The sequence below is a fragment of the Kribbella shirazensis genome (assembly GCF_011761605.1).
Classification (GTDB): domain Bacteria; phylum Actinomycetota; class Actinomycetes; order Propionibacteriales; family Kribbellaceae; genus Kribbella; species Kribbella shirazensis.
The window spans coordinates 4,846,109-4,866,471 of sequence record NZ_JAASRO010000001.1; the positions used below are offsets into that span (position 1 = coordinate 4,846,109).

The 20,363-nt window shown below is 69.6% G+C and carries 15 protein-coding genes; 6 read left to right on the top strand and 9 right to left on the bottom strand.

Going from position 1 to position 20,363, the window contains the following annotated elements; translation table 11 throughout:
* Positions 1 to 59 precede the first annotated feature (59 nt).
* Entirely contained in the window at positions 60 to 557 is a 498-nt protein-coding gene (locus tag BJY22_RS23420; protein WP_167210126.1) for a DUF2505 domain-containing protein, read from the top strand.
* 5 nt (positions 558 to 562) lie between these two features.
* Here the strand turns inward: BJY22_RS23420 and BJY22_RS23425 are convergent, their stop codons facing one another.
* Genes BJY22_RS23425 through BJY22_RS23440 form a run of 4 tightly spaced genes read right to left on the bottom strand, consistent with a single transcriptional unit; the run spans position 563 to position 5,707 of the window.
* Positions 563 to 1,735: an acyl-CoA dehydrogenase family protein gene (locus BJY22_RS23425; protein ID WP_167210128.1), complete on the bottom strand. Its 1,173-nt coding sequence runs from the start codon at positions 1,733 to 1,735 to the stop codon at positions 563 to 565.
* 9 nt (positions 1,736 to 1,744) lie between these two features.
* Positions 1,745 to 2,530, bottom strand: a complete 786-nt coding sequence (locus BJY22_RS23430) for an alpha/beta fold hydrolase (protein ID WP_167210130.1) — start codon at positions 2,528 to 2,530, stop codon at positions 1,745 to 1,747.
* Position 2,531: 1 nt separating this feature from the next.
* The gene (locus BJY22_RS23435) at positions 2,532 to 4,211 is read right to left on the bottom strand and encodes a PHA/PHB synthase family protein (protein ID WP_167210132.1); all 1,680 of its coding nucleotides are present in this window, start codon (positions 4,209 to 4,211) and stop codon (positions 2,532 to 2,534) included.
* Complete coding sequence (locus tag BJY22_RS23440) at positions 4,208 to 5,707, bottom strand: long-chain-fatty-acid--CoA ligase (protein ID WP_167210134.1); 1,500 nt, start codon at positions 5,705 to 5,707, stop codon at positions 4,208 to 4,210. Before BJY22_RS23440 ends, BJY22_RS23435 begins: the two co-directional genes overlap by 4 nt.
* A gap of 129 nt (positions 5,708 to 5,836) precedes the next feature.
* On the opposite strand from BJY22_RS23440, the gene BJY22_RS23445 reads away from it, so the two are divergent.
* Positions 5,837 to 7,021, top strand: coding sequence for a PucR family transcriptional regulator (locus tag BJY22_RS23445; RefSeq protein ID WP_167210136.1), 1,185 nt, complete (start codon positions 5,837 to 5,839; stop codon positions 7,019 to 7,021).
* Here the strand turns inward: BJY22_RS23445 and BJY22_RS23450 are convergent.
* The gene (locus tag BJY22_RS23450) at positions 6,996 to 7,874 is read right to left on the bottom strand and encodes a LysR family transcriptional regulator (RefSeq protein WP_167210138.1); all 879 of its coding nucleotides are present in this window, start codon (positions 7,872 to 7,874) and stop codon (positions 6,996 to 6,998) included. The genes BJY22_RS23445 and BJY22_RS23450 overlap by 26 nt on opposite strands.
* 75 nt (positions 7,875 to 7,949) lie before the next feature.
* Here BJY22_RS23450 and BJY22_RS23455 point away from each other — a divergent pair, with 75 nt between their 5' ends.
* Entirely contained in the window at positions 7,950 to 8,330 is a 381-nt protein-coding gene (locus BJY22_RS23455) for a hypothetical protein (protein WP_167210140.1), read from the top strand.
* Complete coding sequence (locus BJY22_RS23460; protein WP_167210142.1) at positions 8,323 to 9,873, top strand: multicopper oxidase family protein; 1,551 nt, start codon at positions 8,323 to 8,325, stop codon at positions 9,871 to 9,873. The genes BJY22_RS23455 and BJY22_RS23460 overlap by 8 nt, the downstream gene beginning before the upstream one ends.
* Here BJY22_RS23460 and BJY22_RS23465 read toward each other — a convergent pair whose 3' ends face one another.
* Positions 9,874 to 11,487 (bottom strand): DUF4139 domain-containing protein, encoded by a 1,614-nt coding sequence (locus BJY22_RS23465; protein ID WP_167210144.1) that lies wholly within the window; start codon positions 11,485 to 11,487, stop codon positions 9,874 to 9,876.
* A 107-nt stretch (positions 11,488 to 11,594) separates the two neighbouring features.
* Positions 11,595 to 12,611, bottom strand: coding sequence for a DUF1444 domain-containing protein (locus BJY22_RS23470; RefSeq protein WP_167210146.1), 1,017 nt, complete (start codon positions 12,609 to 12,611; stop codon positions 11,595 to 11,597).
* Positions 12,612 to 13,389: 778 nt separating this feature from the next.
* On the opposite strand from BJY22_RS23470, the gene BJY22_RS23475 reads away from it, so the two are divergent.
* Positions 13,390 to 14,660 (top strand): IS3 family transposase gene (locus BJY22_RS23475; protein ID WP_167206655.1). Its coding sequence is split into 2 segments (ribosomal slippage): positions 13,390 to 13,663 and positions 13,663 to 14,660, totalling 1,272 coding nucleotides; the frame shifts between segments, so codons are not numbered across the junction.
* Between the two features lie 11 nt (positions 14,661 to 14,671).
* On the opposite strand, the gene BJY22_RS23480 is transcribed toward BJY22_RS23475, so the two are convergent.
* Both BJY22_RS23480 and BJY22_RS23485 read right to left on the bottom strand, forming a co-directional pair.
* A complete protein-coding gene (locus BJY22_RS23480; protein WP_167210148.1) occupies positions 14,672 to 16,588 on the bottom strand; it encodes an HNH endonuclease signature motif containing protein in 1,917 nt (638 codons plus the stop codon).
* Positions 16,589 to 16,745: 157 nt separating this feature from the next.
* A complete protein-coding gene (locus BJY22_RS23485; RefSeq protein ID WP_167210150.1) occupies positions 16,746 to 19,010 on the bottom strand; it encodes a N,N-dimethylformamidase beta subunit family domain-containing protein in 2,265 nt (754 codons plus the stop codon).
* Between the two features lie 333 nt (positions 19,011 to 19,343).
* On the opposite strand from BJY22_RS23485, the gene BJY22_RS23490 reads away from it, so the two are divergent.
* Positions 19,344 to 20,360: a substrate-binding domain-containing protein gene (locus BJY22_RS23490; protein WP_167210152.1), complete on the top strand. Its 1,017-nt coding sequence runs from the start codon at positions 19,344 to 19,346 to the stop codon at positions 20,358 to 20,360.
* The last annotated feature ends 3 nt before the right edge of the window (positions 20,361 to 20,363 follow it).

Consider the following 20,363-nt stretch of genomic DNA (forward strand, 5'->3'; position numbering starts at 1 on the left):
ACCGTGTCACCACCCTCGGCCGAGGATTGTTCGCCCGGGGCGCGGTGCAAGATGGGGCCATGGATCTGTCTCTCGCCACGTCGTACGACGCCTCTCCGGAGGAGGTCTTCGCGATGATCACCGACGTCACGTTCCAGGAACAGGTGTTCCAGCGGCTGCAGGCGCAGTCGTACGACGTGGTGGTGGGAGACGACGGCGACGACCTCGCGGTACAGGTCCACTGGCAGACGCAGCTGTCCGACGTGCCGGTCGTCACGCGCAGGTTCGTCGGCCACACGCTGGAACTCGCGCAGTCCAAGGTGTGGCATCGTCCCGACGTCGACGGTGCGCGGCACGCCGACGTCAACGGCCAGCTGGCCGGCGTACCGGTGAAGCTGTCCGGTACGACGCGCATCGTGCCGAAAGGCCGCGGGACCTTGCAGGCGTTCGATCTGCGCGTGACGGCGTCGGTCCCGGTCGTCGGCAACCGTCTCGAGCAGCTGGTCGCGGACGCGGTCCGTGCCCGCCTCGAGCACAAGTTCGAGGTCGCCTCGTCCTGGCTGTCCGGCGCCCTCTGAGCTGATCACGCGAAGGCCGACTCGCCCGTGATCGCGCGGCCGACGATGAGGGTGTTCATCTCGCGCGTGCCCTCGTAGGAGTAGATGGCCTCGGCGTCGGCGACGTACCGGCCGACGTTGTGTTCGAGGAGGATGCCGTTGCCGCCGAGGAGCTCGCGCGCGTAGCCGACCGTCTCGCGCATGCGCATCGTGCAGAACGCCTTCGCCAGCGACGCGTGTTCGTCGTACGCGACACCGCCGTCCTGCAGCTGGGAGAGCCGGGCGCACAGCGTCGCGGACGCCGTGGTGTTGGCGAGCATCCGGACGAGCAGGTCCTGCACCAGCTGGAACCCGGCGATCGGCCGCCCGAACTGCTGCCGGTCGCGAGCGTAGGCCAGCGCGTGCCGGTACGCGCCACGGGCACAGCCGACCGCCATCCAGGCGACCCCGGCGCGCGTCATCAGCAGCACTTTGGCGGTGTCCTTGAAGGAGTTCGCGCCGTCCAGCCGGTTCGCTTCCGGTACGCGTACCTCGTCGAGGGTGATCAGCGCGTTCTGGACCACGCGTAGCGCCATCTTGTCCTCGAGCTTGGACGTACTGAACCCGGGCGTGTCCTTCTCGACCACGAACCCCTTGACCTGTCCGTCCTCGACGTCACGCGCCCAGATCACCGTCAGGTCGGCGAACGTCGCGTTGCCGATCCACTTCTTCTGCCCGCTCAGCACCCAGCTGTCGCCGTCGCGCCGAGCGGTCGTCCGCAGCCCGCGCGAGGCTCCCGACCCGACGTCCGGCTCCGTGAGCCCGAACGCGCCGATCTGCTCCAGGCGTGCCATCGCGGGCAGCCAGCGCTGCTTCTGCTCGTCGGAGCCGCACAGGTAGATCGAGCCCATCGACAGGCCGCTGTGGACGCCGAAGAACGTCGCGATCGACGGGTCGGCGGTGCTCAGCTCCATCGCGATCAGGCCGTCGAGCAGGAAGCTCCGGCCGGGGCACCCGTACCCGGTGTACGGCGTACCGACGATGGCGAGATCGCGGATCGCGGGGATCAGGTCGAACGGGAAGGCCGCGCGGGCCCAGTAGTCGTTGATGATCGGCGCGACCTGCTGGTCGCCGAACGCGCGGACCGCGTGCAGGCGTTCGCGGTCGTGGTCGTCGAGCAGCAGTTCGAGACCGTAGAAGTCGATCGGGTCGGTGGTCATGATTCCCCCTTACCGGGACAGGAAGTCGGTGATGACCGGCACCAGCGACGGTGCCTCGGTGACGAGCTCGACGTGCCCGCCGCGGTAGACGTGCAGTTCGGCGTCCGGGATCAGCCGGGCGAGGATGCGGCCGTTGACGACCGGGACGATCGGGTCGTCGTCACCGGTGAGGACGAGCGTCGGCTGCCGGAGCAGCCGCAGGAACGGCAGGCTGGTCCAGCAGGCGCCGGCCGCGAGCTGGTACAGGTACCCGCGCCGTGAGCCTGCTCGCTCCTGGCGGCCGAAGACCGCCCGGATCCGGTCGGAGCGCTGCCGCGCGCTGCCGCCGTACAGGTACGCCGCGACGCCGGCGGCGTACTCCGGATCGGCGAACCGGCGCGGCGTGACCATTGTGAACAACGTGCTGGGCCGTCCGGGCACCATCAGCACACCGGTTCCGGTGCTGACGAGCACGAGCCGGCGGACGCGGCGCCGATGCTGGAACGCGAGCTGCTGCGCGAGCGCCCCGCCCCACGACAGCCCCAGTACGTCGACCTCGCGGAACCCGAGCTCGGTCAGCAGCCGGTCGACGATCCAGGCCAGCCGCGGGATACCGTCCGGGATCAGTGCGGTCGGCGACCCACCGACGCCGGGTACGTCGAAGCGGATCACCGTCTGCTCCAGCTCGTCCACCACAGGCTGCAGTACTTCGAGCCCGGCGCCGATCCCGCAGCACAGCACCAGCGGCGCACGACGCCGGTCGCCGAGCTGTACGTCGTACCGGATCCGTCGCCCGGCGACCGTCAGGTGGTCCACGTCAGGACTCCCGCACGTAGCTGCCGGGCGCGTCCTCGAGCGGCGCGAGCCCGCCGCCGCCGAGCGTCTTCGGCGCCGGCTTCGTTCGCCCGTTGCGGCGACCGAGCCAGCTGATGTAGTCCGGCCACCACGATCCCTGCTCGGTCGAGGCCGTGCGCAACCATTCGTCCGGCTCCGGAGGAGTGTCGTCGTTGACCTGGTACGTCGCCTTCGGGTTGTCCGGCGGATTGACCATCGACGCGATGTGCCCGGCCGTCGACAGCACGAACCTGCTCGGGCCGCCGAGCAGCTGCGTACTGCGGTAGCACGACTGCCACGGGCAGATGTGATCGGCGATGCCGGCCACGACGTACGACGGTGTGCTGATCTTGCCGAGGTCGACGGGGGAGCCGAGCATGGTTGCCGCGCCGGGCTCCGCGAGCGCGTTCGTCATCGCCTGCTCGACGAACCCGCGGTGCAGCGCGGCGGTCATCCGCGTCGTGTCCGCGTTCCAGAACAGGACGTCGAACGCTGTCGGCGCCCGGCCCTGCAGGTAATTGTTGACCCAGTAGCTCCAGATCAAATCGGTCGGCCGCAACCAGGCGAACACCTCGGCCAACGCCCGGCCGTCGAGGAACCCCTTCGACGCCGACGAGGCGATGGCCGCCGCGGCCATCCGTTCGTCCAGAGCTGCTGAGGCCAGTCCGGCCTGGCTCTGGTCGAGGACCGAGACGGCGAGTGTGAAGCTCTCGACGCGGTCGAGGTCACCGCGGTCGGCGAGGTGGCCGAGCAGCATGCCGGCGAGGATCCCGCCGGAGCAGGTCGCGAACAGATGCGTGGTGGCGCTCCTGCAGATCCGGCGTACGGCGTCCATCGCCTCCAGGATCGCCGCGCCGTACGTGTCGAAGTCCCAGTCCCGGTGCCGTGCGTCCGGGTTCCGCCAGGAGATCGTGAACACCTGCTGACCTTGCCGGACGAAGTACTCGACCATGCTGCGGCCGGGGGCGAGATCGACCACGTAGTACTTGTTGATCACCGGCGGGACGATCAGCAGCGGCACGGTCCGCACCTTCTCGGTCTGCGGGGCGTACTGGATCAGCTCGAGCACCTCGTTGCGGAACACCACGGCGCCGGGGGTGACGGCGACGGTCTTCCCGACCTCGAACGCCGTCGGCTCCACCATGCTCGGAACCCGCGGCGCGGTCGACAGGTCGCGCACCAGGTTCCGGGCGCCGGCGAGCGAGCTGAGGCCCGCGGTGTCGATCAGCGCCTTCCAGGCCGAAGGGTTCACCACGGGATTGTTGCTCGGGGCAAGAGCTTCGACGAGGTTGTCGACGACGAAGGTCATCCGCTGCCGGTCCCGCCAGCCCAGCCCGGCGTCCGCGGGCAGGGCCGCGGCGGTCTCGGCGGCGGCCAGGTAGGCCTGGACGATCCGGCGCAGCACCGGGTTCTGCGTCCACGCCGGGTCCGCGAAGCGCCGGTCCCGGCGCGACGGTGTGCGGCTGGAATGACCGAGCGCGATCTGGCCGAGTTCGCCGGCCAGGTGCGCGGCCCGCTGCCCGAGTGTTCCGGGCTTGGCGGCCAGCCCGGTCGCCATCCGGGCCCAGGCGGCGTTCGGGGCGAAGCGGCGCAGCGGGCCGATCGCCGCGCTGGTCAGCAGCAGGTCGAGCGGGGCGGCGAGCTCGTCGGCGGGCGTGCTCATCGCGGCGTTCCCTGCGGTACGACGACCTCGCGACGCTGGATCTTGCCGGTCGGGCCCTTCGGCAGCTCGTCGACGATCCACACCGCTCGCGGATACTTGTACGCGGCGATCCGGCCCTTGACGAAGTCGCGCAGTTCCTCGGGCGTGGCCGTCGTACCCTCCTTGAGGGCGACGGCGGCGCCGATCTCCTCGCCGAGCGAGGGGTGCGGGATGCCGACGACGGCCGCCTCGGCCACCGCCGGGTGCTCGTACAGCACCTCCTCGACCTCGCGGGGGTAGACGTTGTAGCCGCCCCGGATCAGCAGGTCCTTCTTCCGGTCGACGATGTAGAAGTAGCCGTCCTCGTCCTGGCGGGCCATGTCGCCGGTGCTCAGCCAGCCGTCGGCGTCGATGGTCGCCGCGGTCTCCGCGGGCTTGTTCCAGTAGGACTTCATGACGTTGTGGCCGCCGATCTGGATCTCGCCGATCTCACCAGGCTGCACCAGGCGGCGGTCCTCGTCGACGACACGCATCCGGACGCCCTCGATCGGCGTACCGATCGAGCCGGGCTTGCGGACCGCGTTCGGGTGGTTGAACGACGCGACCGGTGAACTCTCGGACAGGCCGTAGCCCTCCAGGATGATGCAGCCGAACGCGTCCTCGAACCCGCGCAGCACCTCGACCGGCAGCGCGGCGCCGCCCGAGACGCAGGTCCGCAGCGTGTGGACGTCGTACTGTTCACGATCGGGCACGCCGAGCATCGCGGCGTACATCGTCGGGACGCCTTCGAAGACCGTGACCCGGTCGCGCTGGATCACCTCGAGCGCCTTGGCGGGGGAGAAGCGCGGGATCAGTGTCAGGGTGGCGCCGTTGGCGATCGCCGCGTTCAGGCCGCAGGTCAGGCCGAACACGTGGAACAGCGGCAGGCAGCCCATCACGATGTCGTCCGGCCCGATCAGGAGCAGCGTCCGGGCGGTGACGGCCTGATTGGCGTTCAGCCCGCTGTGTGTGAGCTCGGCGCCCTTCGGACGGCCAGTGGTGCCGGAGGTGTAGAGGATCACGGCGGTGTCGTCGCCGTCGCGGCTGAGCGGTTCGGCCGACGGGTGACGCCCGGCCACGAAGGCGCGGAACTCCACCGGCGCGACCGGAACCAGCCGGCCGCCGGACATTCCGGCCGCCGCCTCCGCCGCGACCTCGTGCCAGGCGAACAGCACCTCGGCGCCTGAGTCGCCGAGGTAGTACCCGACCTCCCGCCGCTTCAGCAGCGGGTTCATCGGTACGGCGACCGCACCCGCCCGCAGGATTCCGTAGAAGATCATCGCGAACTCGGGAATGTTCGGCAGCATTAGACCGACCCGGCTGCCGGGCCGTACGCCGTACTCCTGGAGCAGGGTCGTCACGCGGGCGGCGGCGTCGTCGAGGGCGGCGTAGCTGAGGACGTCGTCGTCCAGGCGGATCGCGGGGTGGTCCGGGTACATGGCCGCGGACTCGGAGAGGTTGAGGCTGAGGTTCGTCATGGGATCGCTCCGGTGGGTTCGGCTCGCTGTGGTTCCACGGTCGGGCCGCACGCCGGCGAAGGCGATGGGGCGCCGGCCAACGTCGCGACGTCCCGGCTGTGCGCGCGAACAACGCTCTATGCTCCGAAGATGAGTGCACGCGCCGCGGGTCCGCTCGACGAGCTGGTCGACCGGATGACCGCCCGCGCCGACGAGCTCGTCGAGGCGATGGCGTCGAGCATCGAGACCGAGGTCGAGTTCTACCGGACCGGCGGGCTGGTGCCGCCGGAGGCGTTGCGGGCGTCGTGCGGGGCGAACTTCCGGTACATGCTCGAGTCGCTGGTGGGCGTCGGCTCCGATCCGGTGTCGGCGCGCGAGACCGGCCGGCAGAGGGCCGAGCAGGGTGCGCCGCTGGCCGACGTGATGGCGGCGTACCGGGTCGGCACGCGCTACCTGTGGGACGCGGTCCTCGCCGAGGCGTCGGCGGCGGGGCTCGCCGATCCGGTCGTGGTGGAAGCGTCGAGCCGGTTGTGGCAGGTCCAGTCGACGTACACGGACGCGATGACGGACGCCTATCGCGACGTGCAGTCGCGGCGGCTGCTCGCCCAGGACCAGGAGCGGTCCGCGCTCGTCGAGGCGCTGCTGGAGGGCCGGATGCCGGCCGGGGCGACGGTCTGGGAGGCGGCCGAGCTGCTGCGGCTGCCGCACACGGGGCCGTTCGTGGTGGTGGCGGCCGCGGTGCCCGAGGTGGGGCGGCAGGCGCTGCCTGCCGTGGAGGAGCGGCTGCGGGCCGCGGGTCTCGCCTCCGCCTGGCGGCTACTGCCCGAGCAGCAGATCGGCGTCGTCAGCGTGCCGTCGGGGCGTCTCGGCGTACTCGTCGATCTCCTGGGCCGGTCCGCGACCGGGCGGGTCGGCGTCAGCCCGCCGTACGACGAACTCGACGGAACCGGTCAGGCCGTGCGGTTCGCCCGGGTCGCGCTGGCCGGGGCGACGACGGAGTCCTGTGTGACGTTGTTCGACGAGTCGCCGTTGACGATGGCGGCCGTCGCCGCGCCGGACGTGATGCAGTACTTCGTCCACCGGGTCCTCGGCGGACTCGACGACCTCGCACCCGACGATCGTGAAGTGCTGCTCGGAACGCTGGCGGCCTGGTCGACGCACAATGGCTCGGCCACCGAGACCGGCGAGTACCTCTACTGTCACCCGAACACCGTCCGACACCGCCTGCGCCGCATCGAGGAACGCACCGGGCGCTCCCTGAACGACCCGCGCGCAGTCGCCGAGCTGCTGCTGGCGCTCGAAGCCTCCCTCAGGCACCGGTCCAGTTCCAGTTGATGATGGCTGTGCGCAGCAGCTGGGCCGCGCTGGTGAGGTTGCTGTCGGCGTTCCAGAGCAAGGAGAGGGTACGGCGGCAGTCCGGGTGGTCGACCGGGATCATGGCAACCGGGTACTCCGGCATCATGCGGCGGGCGAAGTCGGGGTTGAAGCCGATGCCGAGACCCGAGCGGATCAGTTCCTGGATGGCCGCGGCCTCGTCGCTCTCGCAGACGATCCGCGGTGTCCGGCCGGTCTCGGCGAACAGCCGGTCGAGCAGCGTCCGTTGCCATTGACCTTTGCGGGCGATCACGAACGGCTCGTCGGCGAGATCGTCGAGGGAGACAGATGCCCTGTGCGCGAACGGGTGGTCGACGTGCGTCGCCAGCAGGACGGGCTCGTCGAGCAGGACGGTTGATGCGAGTCCGGCGGCCGGTACCGGCTGGGACGCGACGCAGAGGTCGACGTCCTGGGCGCGCAGCCGTCGCGGCATGTCGGTGGCCGGCAGTTGACGGAGTTCGATGTCGACGCCGGCGTGCTCGCGCTTGAAGGTCGCGATCGGTTCGGTCAGGGCGAGGAAGGTTTCGGCCGCCAGCCGTACGCTGCCTGATCCCTGTTCGGTGGCCTCGGCGACGGCACGCCGGCCCGCGTCGAGTTCGCCGAGCGCGCGTTCGACGTACCCGCGGAACAGGACGCCGGACCGGTTCAGCCGGAGGCGGTTGGTGCGATCGAACAGCGGCGTACCGAGCTCGCCCTCCAGCCGCGCGATGGTGCGGCTCAGGGACGGTTGGGCGACGTGCAGTTCGTCGGCCGCGCGGCTGAGGTGTTCGAGACGCGCCACGACGACGAACTGGCGGAGCGCGGTCAGGTCCATGATGATCCTTCGGGTATAACGAGATAGCGATATTGGTCTTGGACGTTCATAACTCGTGAATCATAGTGTCGCGGCATGGTCAGTAGTTGGGTTCTGCGCGTCGTCGTCGCCGCGCATCTGGTGGCGATCGTCGGGCAGCCGGTGTTCGCGGGCGTCTATCTGAGTGGTGACTTCGACGGGCTGCGCATGCACGCGGTCGGCGCGGACATCACCACGTCGATCGGGTATCTGCAGGTGATCGCCGCCGTCGTGGTGTGGGTCCGGTTGCGGCAGGTCTGGCCGTTCGTCGCGTCCCTTGGGGTGGTGGTGGCCGAGACGGTGCAGTACTTCGCGGGGCTTGACGGGGCGTTGTGGTTGCACGTCCCGCTGGGGGTGATGACGGTCGCGGCTGTGGTGGTGTCGTTCATCGCCCTGTGGCGGCAGCCCGTGGTACAGCGGGAGGCCGGGCATGCGTGAGCGGATGAGCCGGCGTCAGGTGCTGGGCATCGGTGGAGCGCTGGGGCTCGTCGCGGCCGGCGGCTTGTCCAGTGCGGCAGCGTTGTCGCGACGTCCGGCGCAAACGGGTGCGGAGTGGTGCAGCGACGTACCGCTGCCGCCGGCGTTCCAGGTCGCGTTGCCGATCCCGCGGGTGCTGTCGGGCGCGGGCAGGTACAACCTCGTACAACGGGAGGTCACGGCGGAGATCCTGCCCGGTGTGCCGACCCGGTTGTGGACGTACGACGGGACGTTCCCCGGACCCACCATCGAATCGCGGCGCGGTCAGCCGACAACGGTTGCCCACCGCAATGAGTTGCCGGTGCCCACGGTCGTGCACCTGCACGGCGGCCGCACACCGGCGACGTCCGACGGCTACCCGACGGATCTCGTGCTGCCCGCGGGATCGTCCCACCACCACGGCCACGGGATGCACGATCCGCGGGCGGTGACGAGCGAACTCACCCGGGAGTACACCTACCCGTTGGACCAGCGGCCGACGTTGCTCTGGTACCACGACCACCGGATGGACTTCACCGCGCCGGCGATCTGGCGCGGCCTGGCCGGGATGCACATCGTGCGCGACGACGCCGAGGAATCGCTCGGCCTACCGTCGGGAGCCCGCGAGGTGCCGCTGATGATCGCCGATCGCGCGTTCGCGGCCGACGGGTCGTTGGCGTACCCGTCGCTCGACCCGGCGCTGACGACGCGGCCAGGGGTTCAGGACCCTTATCTTGCGGGCGTTCTGGGCGATGTGATCCTGGTCAACGGCGCGCCCTGGCCGGTGCACGAGGTCGACGCGGTGCGGTACCGGCTGCGTGTCCTGAACGCGTCGAACGCTCGGCACTACGACCTCGAGGCGGTGCTCGACGACGGACGCCGTCTCGACCTCGTGCAGCTCGGCGCGGACCAGGGCCTGCTCCACACACCGGTCACGCACCGGAACCTGCCGATCGCCCCGGCGGAGCGGTACGACGTGATTCTCGACTTCGGCCAGGTGCCGGTGGGGAGCCGGGTGCGGATCGTGAACCGCCTGGGTTCCGGGCGCACGCGGGACGTGATGGCGTTCGAGGTCGTACGGGAGGCGGCCGACCCGAGCCGGGTCCCGGACGTGCTGTCGGACGACCTGCCGCAGTGGGAGCGGTCGGACGCGGTACGGGTGCGGGACTTCGCGTTCGGCACCGGGCGAATGGGGCACGGTCACGGATGGCTGATCGGCGGGCAGCCGTTCGCGCCGGACCGGACCGATGTCACGGCACGGCTCGGCGACGTGGAGATCTGGCGGTTGGTCGCCGACGTGCACCATCCGATCCACCTGCACCTGGTCGGATTCCGTGTGCTGTCACGAGGCGGCCGGGATCCACTGCCGCGCGACGCCGGCCTCAAGGACACGGTGTCGTTGCGGCCCGGGGAGTCCGCCGAGATCATCACCCGCTTCGACGGCTACCGCGGACGGTTCCTGTTCCACTGCCACAACGCGGAGCACGAGGACATGGGAATGATGGCCAACCTCGAGATCACCTGATCACTCCCGCCACCCGGTGAGGACGACGGACTTGGCGGTGTCGACCCGGAAGGCGAGAGTGATCACCGACTCGGCGCCGGCCTCGAGGTCGAGTTTCCAGGTGACGACGCCGAGGTCGGTGGTCTCGGCCGGCTCCGGTTCGGCGGTGAGCTGCTTGACGGTGATCTCGTGGTCGCCGGCGACCGGGTACTGGTCGAGGACCGTGATGCGGGCGCTGCGCGGCGTGTGGTTCTCGATCCGCGTCTCGTACTCGACCTGCCGGCGGCGCGTCGAGCCGAGCGTGGCCTTCGACGCCTCCCGCCGTACCAGCTTCCGCTCGACGCGGATGCGGTCGTCGAGACCCAGCGCGAGCTCGACGTCCTCGCCCGGTGCCCACAGCGGCAGTGCGGCCGAACCGACGAAGTCCGCCTCGTGGAAGACCGCAGCCCTGCCGGCGGGCAGCGTATGGGCGGAGGAGTTCACGACCGTCGCGCGCAGCTGTACGTCAGTGGACCGGACCGGAGCCGTGATGTAGTCGAGCTCGGCGTCGAGGTCGATCGCGGCGATCGTCGCGCGGTGGATCGCGCCGTCGGCGGGGACGGCGACCGGACGCGGCGGTTTGTAGCTCGCGGCGGTCACGCCCTGTTCGACCGTCGCCTCGGCCGCGGCGAACTCGGGCGCGGACTGGAGCTGCTCAGTGAACGCGGGCCCCGCCCCGCGGCTGAGCGGAACCCCGGCGGGTGCGGGCGGCATCGGTGGGCGGGCACGGTTGAGGTACCACGGGTCGAGCTCCGGCACCTTCGCGCTCACCGTCGGCCGGGCCGTGGACAGCGTCAGGTCGCACTCCGGCCAGTCTTCACCGGTCTGCTGCTTGATCAGGCCGTACCAGTTCAGCGTCAACCGGTCGCCCTGGAGCCGGACGTCGTACGAGCTCGTCCACCCGGCCGCGGGTACGACGTACGAGAGCTCGATCTCCATCTCGACCTCGGATTCGACCGCCAGCGTGACGGCGGCGGAACGACGGTCCGGCCGGCGTCGTTCCGTGAGCGCGGCGAGCCGACGACCCACGGCGGCGAGTCGCTCCTCGGCCTGGCGCCGCTGGGCGGTCAGCTCCCGGCGCGTCGACCGTACGGCGGACAGCCGATCCGCGAGCGAATCGGTGAACCCACTGAGCTCCATGCCCGCCGCCCCCTGCGCCCCGTCCGCCCCGCCCGCCCCGCCCGCTCCGCCCGCCCCGTCGGACCTGTTGGCGCCGGACGCGAGCGTGCGCGCGAAGCTGCGGCCGGCGCGCTTCGCCAACTGTCCCAGGAACATGTCGAGCTGCGCCTGGACGTCGTCCGCGTCGGCCAGCGCCGCGACCTCGTCCTGCACCGCGAGCCGTTCACGCTCGAGCTCGGCCACGGTCTCGTCGGGCGCCTGCGGATGATGCCGCGTCATCAGGTCCACGCCGAGCACGGTCGCCGGACCACGCCCCGACACCCGCACGCTGTCGTCCTCCATCGCGAGCGGCAACGGCTCGACGTACACGACCTGATCCCCGCCCGGCACCGTGACCACACCACGCCGAGTGATCCGTGCGCGATCCGGATACACGGTCACTGCGACGATCGGCGCGTCCACCACAAGTTCACTCATGCACCGACACTAGCTTCCGGTCAGGGCTGCGTACTGGTGTTCGGCGGCCGAGGACGCTCATGCAGCGCTTGGCCAGGGCACCTGTTGCCGGAGGTAATGGCACTACCTCAGGCGGCGAGGCCACTGACGCCCACCTGCTCCAGTGCTTCTACGAGTGGAGGCACGTCGTGGAGATGAAAGGTCCCGGTGCTGTAGTCGGTGACCTGGTGCCACTGGTTGTCCCTCACGTAGTACACGTGTGGGCTGACCATGCCCGGACTGGTGTTGAACAACTCAGCAGCGCGGGACGCCAGCGCGGCCAGTGCGTTCAGCGCGGTCTCATCTCGGAGCACGTGAACCAGGAGCATGTCGCGCGCAGGCAGGGCGACAAGGCAGCCGTGGGCCGGGTCCTCGACACGCAGCGATTCTCGCAGGACGCTGTCGAACACCAGTGCCCTGGACGCGGTGAACATGCCTCCCGTGAGCATGGTCAACTCAGCGCCGCCAAGCCGCACCGTATGGACCTCGTCCCGGAGCCGGCGAAGGTTCGCGAGGCCGATCCGGGTGGCCCGCTCCCGTGTCAGACCTAGTCTGTCGACGTCGAAATGCATCGCGACCGCGCGCCCCACGTACGTCGCCGGCACCGTGACCACACCCGGCACGAACTCGGGTGCGTCACGGACCATTTCGGGCGACTGATTGGCCGCACAGGCAACCCTGAGATAGAGCTCGTTCTCCAGGTCGTCCGGAACTGTCGCGATGTCGTCGAACCTGGGCATCTGGTCGAAGTGATCGTTGACCGCCGCACGCCACAGCTGCCGTGGCAGGTCCGCGACCTTGAGGGCGAGATTCCCCAGCCCTGCTCTCATCCCTGCGGTCGTCTCTGCTGTCGTCCTGGCAGCCTGGTCATCATCTGACGCCTGCGCGGTCTCGCCGGTGCGGTCGCCGGCTTCAATCGGCACGAGTGCTGCAGAGCCGTCGTACCGCATCGCAAATCCGCGCTCTGCGGCCGCTGTCTCCGCGAGCCGCACAAGACGCCGAGCCTGCGCGACGGTGAGCGGCGTGAGCAGCGGATGTGGCTGCCGGTCATCGGTGTCCGTGAGTCGTCCGCGACCACGTCGACTCTGGTGCTTATCGGTTGTCATTGAGCACCTCCTTGCTCAAGAACGTACGCATTCTCGACGGGCTCGGACCGGGCTTTTCGGGATCTGTGGATAACAGCGCCGACTGGTGGTCGATTCCTCCGGCTTGTCGGGATCGGACCTTCCGCCGAAGAGCAGATTGTGGCGGCCGTGCTCGAGCGGCCGGGTGGTGAGCTGCTCCGCGCTCGGTGTCTGGTCCGGCTCCGTTGATGTGTTTGATGCTCGGGCGCATGGGTGTGCCGGTGCCGTTCAGCGCCACGCACGAAGCAGCCGTCCTCCGCCGGGGCAGCGGATCGCCTCGTGGACGCCGTACGCGCTGCACTGCCGAATGATCCGGAAAGTGGGTGTGACGAGTGGCGCTGACGAGGTTGGCGCTGTCAGGTTCGTCATACGGCCACTTGTCTGCATCTCCTTCCGAGGAGACGGCCGCGCCGCGATCAGGCCACTGTCCCGAGGGTGCCTTCGGTCATCGGCCGCAGCCGATCAGAAGGCTCGTCCGGGGCCGACGCAGGACCATCGGACCACGGCTCGGACGGCACGTTCTCCGCGGCTCCTGCTCGTGACGCATCTCCGACCACGGGATCCCGCAGTGGTGGTGGTTCGGCGGCCCACGGGATGACCGGCACCGTCGGCGCCGGTGGGCTTGACCGGATGCCGGTGTCGTCGCCCCACAGGGCAAGGCATTCATCATCCGCGACAGACAACCGACGGCTTCCGCTGCGCTCAGCACTGAACCACCCCGGGTTTGATGCACACCTCCTTCGTTGGGAAGGTGGCATCCATGCCGAGGAAGTACGACGAGCAGACCAGGGCCAAGGCGGTCCGGTTGGTGACCGAGCACCGGGGTGATTACGCCAGTGAGTGGGAGGCGATCACCACGGTCGCGGGCCGGCTAGGAATGACACCGGAAACGCTGCGCCGGTGGGTTCGCCAGGCAGCGGTCGACGCCGGTGAGGTTGATGGGGTGTCGACGGCGCAGGCGCGGGAGATCCGGGAGCTGAAGCGGAAGAACGCCGAGCTGGAGCAGACGATCGAGATCCTGAAGGCGGCGACGAGTTTCTTCGTGCGGGAGAGCGACCCGCGACAGCGGTGATCTGCCGGTTCATCGCCGAGCACAGGGCTCGGTTCGGGGTCGCTCCGATCTGCGCTGCGTTGAGTGCGCACGGCTGCCAGATCGCTCCGAGAACCTACTACGCCTGGGCCCGGCGGGCGCCGTCGAAACGTGCTCTGTGGGAGCTGACGGTGACCGAGGTGCTGGCCGGGTATTACGAGCCTGACGAGCACGATCGGAGGGTGCCGGAGTCGCTGTACGGGTCGTTGAAGATGTGGGCCCACCTGAACCGCGAGGGCGTCGAGGTGGCGCGCTGCACGGTCGAGCGGCTCATGAAGGCGAACGGCTGGCAGGGTGCGACCCGCGCGAAGAAGCCACGCACGACGGTCCCGGATCCGGCCGCGGACCGGGCACCAGACCTGGTCAACCGCCAGTTCCGGGTGCCGGCACCGAACCGGCTGCTGGTCGCGGACTTCACCTACGTGCGGCTGGCCGGCGGCGCGTTCGCCTACACCGCGTTCGTGATCGACGCCTTCGCTGGCTTCATCGCCGGCTGGGAGTGCTCGATGTCCAAGCACACCACGTTCGTCGAACGCGCCATCAGACAGGCTGCCGAACTGCGCCTCAGAGAAGGGAAACCTCTGCAAAACAAGACGATTCACCACTCGGACGCAGGATCCCAATATACCTCGCTGCACTTCACCGAGACCCTGCAACTGCACGGTCTCAGCCCCTCGATCGGGACCGTGGGCGACGCCTACGACAACGCCCTGGCCGAGACCACGATCGGTCTCTACAAGACCGAATGCATCCGCGACGACTCCCCCTTTCGCCGCGGACCACTGACCGGCCTCAGCAACCTCGAGGCCATCACCGCCGACTGGGTCCACTGGTACAACACCAGCCGGCTCATGCACCGCCTCGACCGACGCCCACCCGCCGAAGCCGAGGCCAACTACTATGCACAAACCCGAGACGACCGACCGGTCGCACTCACATAACCGAGGGTGCATCAAACCCGGGGTGGTTCAGCACTGGAGGCCCAAGGGGCTGTGGGTGGGCTTGTGGGTGGCTGGTCGGTGATCAGGGGTGGGCGGTATCTGTTTCGGGGGATGTGGGTGGGGTCGGCCCAGGTGGGGCGGGTGACGTGGACGATGCCGTCGGTGATGCGGATTTGCCAGTGTCCGGAGTGCAGGTCGAGGTGGTGGCGTTTGCAGAGTAGTACGAGGTTGGACACGGCGGTGATGCCGCCGTCGATCCAGTGTTTGAGGTGGTGGGCTTCGCATTGGATGGGTGGTGCGCCGCAGACTACGCAGCCTTTGTCGCGGGCGTTCAGGGCGCGCCGCATGGGCCGGGTGACCAGCCGCTGGCTGGTGCCGACGTCGAGGGGCTGGGATTTCGAGCCGAGCACGATCGGGAGGATTTCGGCGTCGCAGGCCAGTCGCCGCAGGGTGGCGGCGGACAGGGTGTCGCCGAAGACCAGTTCCCCGGTTGCGTTGGCCGCGGCAGTCTTCAGGTCGTTGTAGTCGATGGTCACACTGATGTGCGGCTTCGCTCCGTGACCGGCCACGATGCTCGTACCAGCACCGATGTCAGCATCCGCACGGCCACGGGCGTCAGCAGCGGGTGGCTGATCCGCGACCGGACCACCCGCACCCGAGCCGCTGGCACCGCCGGCACCGCCGGCACCGCCGGGACCGTCGGTGCCGTCGGCTGGTTCGGAGCGGGCGGTGGCGAGGGCGTCGGCTGTGTCGACGTCCGGGAGCGGATCCTGCGCGGGTTCCAGAAGCGCGATTGGCTCGGTGGGTGTCGGTGCGTCGCTGCCGTCCGGCGGAGCGCTCGGCTCGCTCTGACCGCGCCCGCCCGCCTCGGCTCTGGCGCCTGGCCTGGCGCCGGCGCCGGCGCCGGCGGTGGTGGTGGCGGCGGTGGCGGCGGTGGCGGTGGTGGTGGCGGCGGTGGTGGTGGCGGCAGGGGTGGCAGGGGTGGCAGGGGTGGCGGCGGTTGTGGTGACTGTTGTGGTGCTTGTGCTGGTGCTGGCGGCGGTGTTGAGGATGGTGGTGAGGGCGTCGGCCTGGCGTTTGCTGCGGGGGCGTGGGTCTGGTTCGCCGTCGACGGTTTTGTGGGGGCGGGCGCCGGCGTGGATCAGGGTGCGGAACAGTTCGGCGTTCTCGCAGGCCAGGTAGCCGCGGAAGGTGACGCCTTGGTCGGCGTTCTTCCAGGTCAGCGACTCGCGGCTGTAGGCGAGCTTCTCGTCCGGCTCGGGGCCGTCGGGGTCGAGGAGGTCGCGGATCTTCTTTCCCGCGGCGCGCAACTCCGACGGGGTGTGGGTTGCCGCCAAGGTGATCAGTTGCTGCTCGGCGAACTCGACGTTTTCCACCGGCACCGTGGTCGGGATCTTGGCCAGCACCGACAGAATCGCCTCCGCCTGCGCGGGGTACACACGCCACCCGCCGCTCTCGCGCAGCCCGGCACCGGCGCCGTCGGCCTCATCGGGCCGGTCAGCATCGGGCCCGTCAGCGTCAGGCAGGTCGGCATCGGGCCCGTCAGCGTCGGGCCGGTCAGCATCGGGCCGGTCAGCGTCGGTGCGGTCGGTGTCGGTGCGGTCGGTGTCGGGGCGGGCGGTGGCCGGGTTGGGGAATGGGGTGGCCGGGTCGGGCAGGGCGGCGGCGGTGGCTGGGTGTTTGGTCAGTCCGGTGGCCGTCCGCACCGTGCGGCGGGCTGTCGGTAGGTCGAGGCGGTACCGCTCGGACAGGAGGCGGGCAGTGTCGCCGGCGCCGATCTGCTGCGCATCTCCGTCGCGGTCCAGTTCGGCGATCAGTTGCAGCTCGACGACCTTCAGCCGGGCCCGTTCGGCGACGACCGCGTCGAGAGTCGACAGCTTCTCACTGCCGCTCATCGCCCAAGCGGGTCGTTCGCCGAGGATCTCCATACCGACAAGCGTAGGCGGGGTCACCGACAGTTCCGTGCCGAGATCGCCTTGTTTTCAAGGGATCCAGGAACTTTGAGGTTTTCCACAGTGCTGGCCTGTGGGAAACCGGACCGCGCGCCGGTCGTTGCTGTTCGCAACGACCGGCGCCTGCTGCTGGTCAGGGTTGCGTGCTGGTTTGCAGCTTGTACTTCGGTACGGTGACTCGCACCTGCGCGGCTGTCGTGTCGGCCGGTACGTTGATGGCTCCGCGGGAGACCCATTCGGTGATGTTGCCGACGATCGCGGCGACGGCCTGCTGCGAGGTCTCGCCCGGCGCGGGAACGGCCCAGTTCGACGGGCAGCGCCGTACCAGGAAGCAGCCGTAGGCGAAGGTGGAGCCGTTCAGCACGCGGGCGCCCGACGGTGCGGTGTACGTCGTGATGTGCATCGGGGCGGCCCGGCCGTTGGAGCGGCAAGCGCCGGTACCGCTGGCCACGGTCGTGAGGCCCGGCTGCTTGTAGAGTCCCGGCCAGACGTAGTCGACCTCGCCGGCGATGAACCCAGGCAGCTGCGTACCGTTGGGCACACCATCATAGATCCAGCCTGTGCCGGTGGTGAGCGTGTTGCCGACCACCGGGCAGATGTACTCCGCGCCGAGCAGCGGCTGTGAGGCGTAGGCGTCGCCCTGGTACCGCCAGGTCGTGGAGTTGTAGCCGTCGGTGTACCGGTCGATGTCCCAGGCGCGCCGGGTGTCGTCGGTGAAGGTGATCAGGCGGTACGCCGTGTTCGCGCCGAGGTTGGCGACGTTCACACCGCCGGCGATCGCCTGACTCAGGGCAGCACGCATCCGCAGCGAGTAGTACTCGTCGTGGCCCGGCAGGAAGATCGTCCCGGCCCGCGACTTCAGCTGACCGCCGTACTGGTCGAGGTCGTTGTCGGTCCAGTAGGTGACGTCGAGGCCCTTCGACTCGGCCCAGAAGACCAGTCCCTGCTCGAGTGTGAGGAACTGCCCGGATCCCTGGCCCTCGTTGTACGGGCGGTCGAAGGTCAGCCGGCCGGAGCCAGTGTCGAGCCCGGAGTAGAAGCTCACGCCGCCGTAGTTGTTGTAGGCCTGCCATGTCGTCGTCGCCTGCTGGATCAGCAGGGCGTGCTTCGTGCCGGTGTCGTCCCGGACTGTGAGCGGCGCGTACGTCGAGGCGGTGCCGTCGCTGATCTTGATCAGGTACGTGCCGGGGATCCAGTCGTTGTCCACCGGAATGCTGAGCGTCTTGGTCCAGTGCGCCGCCGACGTCATGCGGAGCGGCTTGCCGTCGGCCGACGTACCGCCGGTGGTCGGCTTGTCCTGGACGACGGTGGGTACGTCGTTCTGCCGCCACACCTCGCGCGCGCCGAGACCCGCGTAGTAACCCATTCGGTAGGCGACCACGTTGACCGGGTTGCCGGAGCTGACCTTCAGATCGACGGTGTCGCCGCAGGTTGCCGACACCTGCGTCAGGTACGCGGCCATCGTGCCGGACGAGGCCTGCGGAATGACCCAGTCGCCGGTGCCGGGCTTCGCGTTCTCGGCCGCGGTCGTCGGCCAGGCTTCGGGGCAGCCCGCGGGAATCGGGGCGCGGCCCGATTCTGCGACGACCGGCATCTCGGCGGGCGGCGCGATGAACGGCACGGCCGCGGAGCCCGAACTGAGGACGGTGCCGGTCGTGCTCGTCGCGGACACGGTCAGCGTCATGATCCCGCCGTACCGGGAGAGTTTGACGCCGTTGACCGGGATCGCGAGGCGTGCGCCGGCGGCGACGTTCAGGGGCGCCTTGGGCTTCCAGGTCGCGTAGCCGGCGCTGACGGCGAGAGTGCCGTTGATGGTCGTGTAGGTGCCGGTCGCGCCGGTCGGCAGCTGCATGCGCACAGCGGCGAGTGAGCCGGCGCGGGTGACGGTGGCCTGGTAGGTGAGGTTCGTCGTCTGCGCGGGGATCGGGTTGGTCGCCCGGACGGCGACCGCGGCGGTGTAGGTCTTGAGGGGCTGCAGTACGCCGGCTCCGGACGTGATGACCTGACCGGCGGTGCCGATCGACTTGAAGCCCAGCGTCCACGGTCCGCCCGTCGGCAGGCGCAGGCCGTACAGCGGGATCGCGAGCCGCGCGCCGACTGCGACATTCACGACCCGGGACGGGCGCCACCGCAGTACGGTCCGCGTCACCGAGCTGACCGTGCCGTTCACCGACGTCACCCGCCCGGTGGTGCCGGCCGGGATCGCCATCGTGATCTCACGGATCGTGCCGGCCTTGAGCACGGTCGCCCGGTAGGTCAGCGTCGTCGTACCGTTCGACGCCTGGGTCGCGGTGATCGTGATGTTCGCGGCCGCCGCGTCCGCGGCGCGATCGACGAACAGAACGGCGCCGACGGCAACAAACAACGCGACGGCCGAGGCGAGCAGCCTCCGGAGCATAGGTGATCCCCCACAGATACGACGGATGTTTCCCCCGGCGGAAGAGTAGGCAACGATTCATCGTTCCGGCGATTTCGTTGCCAATCAGTAACCAAAATGGTCCAGACCGCAACCCTGGGTACCGAAACGACTCCGGCGCGCACAGGAACTCAACATTCTCTAGCGTTAAAACTTCTGCGCGGTGCTGGGGTCTTGACGGAGCTGGGAATGGCTCAGTAGCTTGCAGGGAAGCTTTTTAACGTTAATATCGTGCGAAGGGGCGGGCTGATGGTTGCGGAGTCGCGGCAGGGTGGGCGTGGGCCGGTTCCGCATGGGCATGTGACGTTGGCTCAGGTGGCTCAGCGGGCGGGGGTGTCGGCGCAGTCGGTGTCGAACGCGTTGAACAACCCGGAGCGGGTGGCGCCGCAGACGCGCGAGCGGATCCTGGCCGCGGTCGAGGAGCTGGGGTACGAGCCGAACCTGTCGGCGCGGGCGTTGCGCAACCGTAGTTCGTCGCTGATCGCGTTCAAGATGCGCCCGTCCCGGCCGGACAAGGCGTCGCTGCTGATGGACGACTTCCTCTACGTGCTCAACGCGTCCGCGGTCGAGGCCGGTTACCACCTGATCCTGTGCCACGCGGAGGGCGGCCCCGCCGACGAGATCAAGGCGTACCGGGACCTGTTGACGAAGACCTCGATCGACGCCTTCATCCTGGCCGAGACGCACCACAACGACGACCGGGTCGCGGCGCTGCGGTCGTGGGGCGTGCCGTTCGCGTCGTTCGGGCGGTCGTGGGACGGCGACGACAGCATGGCGTGGGTGGACGTCGACGGCCGGGCCGGGACCCGCGCCGCGACGGCTCACGTGGCGGCGCAGGGTCATCGACGGATCGGCCACATCGGCTGGCTGCCCGAATCCGAGCTCGGCCAGGAACGCCGTGAAGGATGGCTGGAGGCCTGTCGCGAGCGCGATCTCGAGACCGATCTGCAGGCCGCCGTCGTGGACTCGCTCGAGGCGGGGCGCCAGGCCACGCACCGCATGCTCGACGCCGCGAACCCCGCCACCGCCCTGGTCTGCGCCTCCGACACGCTCGCGCTCGGAGTGATGCGGGCCCTGCACGAGCGCGGCCTCCGCCCGGGCGCCGACATCGCGATCACCGGGTACGACGACTCGCCGACCGCCGCCCTCGTGAGTCCGGGACTGACCACCCTCCGCCAGCCGATCGACGAGGTCGGCCGGCAACTGATCCAGGCCGTCGACAACCTGATGGCCGGCGACCCCCGCGAGCCGCAACACGTGCTGCTCGAACCGGAGCTGGTGGTCCGCGGCTCCAGCCTGCCCGGCCCGCGTACCGCTGCGCCAACCTCCTGAAGG